Origin of the sequence: Nocardia farcinica (genome assembly GCF_029867845.1) — a bacterium.
Lineage (GTDB): Bacteria > Actinomycetota > Actinomycetes > Mycobacteriales > Mycobacteriaceae > Nocardia > Nocardia farcinica_A.
In genome coordinates this window covers 1-1,175 of record NZ_JARWRU010001095.1, presented here as the reverse complement: position 1 = coordinate 1,175, position 1,175 = coordinate 1, and the positions used below count along the sequence as shown (strand labels likewise).

Here is a 1,175-nt window from a genome sequence, read left to right as displayed (position 1 = left end):
ACTACCCCCCAACAGCGCAGTCCAACCCTCGGGGCCGTCGCGGCTACCGGCCGCCGAAGCTCGCTCGCGCGCAGCGCTTTTCGCCGGGCGGCAGCCGCCTGGCGCGAGCGAGCGGAGGTTTCAGGAGCGCAGCAGCGGCACCAGCGCGTCGAGCACCCGGCTGGCCAGCAGCGCCTTGGAGCCGTGGTCGAGCGCCTGTTCGGTGCCGTCCGCGCCGAGCAGCCAGCCGTCGTTGGTGTCGACCTCGAACGCCTTGCCCTCGCCGACGGCGTTGACCACGAGCAGGTCGCAGCCCTTGCGGGCGAGTTTGGCACGCGCGTGGGTGAGCACGTCGCCGTCCTCGTCGCCGGTCTCGGCGGCGAAACCGACGATGGCGGTGCCTGGCAGCTGCCCGTCGCGACGGGACTGCACCAGGCCCGCCAGGATGTCGTCGTTCTTGGTCAGCGGGATGACGTCGGGCTCGCCCGCGCCCTTCTTGATCTTCACCGCGGCGACGTTGGTCGGCCGGAAATCGGCAACGGCGGCGGCCATGATCACCGCGTCGGCGCCGATCGCGTGCTTCTCCACCGCGGTCTTGAGCTGTTCGGCGGTGGTGATGTGCACCAGGTCGACCGCGGCCGGCGCGGCCATCTCGATGGTGTTGCCCGCGATGAGGGTGACCTGGGCGCCGCGCTGGGCGGCGACCCTGGCCAGGGCGTAACCCTGCTTGCCGGAGCTGCGGTTGCCGAGGAAGCGGACCGGATCGAGGGGCTCGCGGGTGCCGCCCGCGGTGATGACCAGGCGCTTGCCGACCAGGTCGCGCGGGACGGCGTCCTCGCGTTCCCGCAGCAGCGAGGCCAGGCCGAAGATCTCCTCGGGCTCGGGCAGCCTGCCGGGACCGGTGTCGGTGCCGGTGAGCCTGCCGGAAGCCGGTTCCATCACCACGGCGCCGTGGGCGCGCAGGGTGGCCACGTTCGCCTGGGTGGCCGGGTGCTCCCACATCTCGGTGTGCATGGCCGGCGCGAAGAGCTCCGGACATCGGGCGGTGAGCAGCGTGGCGGTGAGCAGGTCGTCGGCGCCGCCCGGGCCGGCGCGCCCCCGAACCGGCGCGCGCGGCCGGGGGCGGCGGGCCCCCACGGGCCCCACGCCCCGGCCCCCCGGGGGCCCCAACGGCCCCTCGGGGGGACCCACGGGGG

General features: G+C 74.6%; 1 protein-coding gene. It reads right to left on the bottom strand.

Features of this window, described 5'->3' with window-relative positions; translation table 11 throughout:
- Positions 1–120: 120 nt before the first annotated feature.
- Positions 121–1,125: a bifunctional phosphopantothenoylcysteine decarboxylase/phosphopantothenate--cysteine ligase CoaBC gene (coaBC, locus tag QH283_RS24200; RefSeq protein WP_432420771.1), complete on the bottom strand. Its 1,005-nt coding sequence runs from the start codon at positions 1,123–1,125 to the stop codon at positions 121–123.
- Positions 1,126–1,175: the final 50 nt, after the last annotated feature.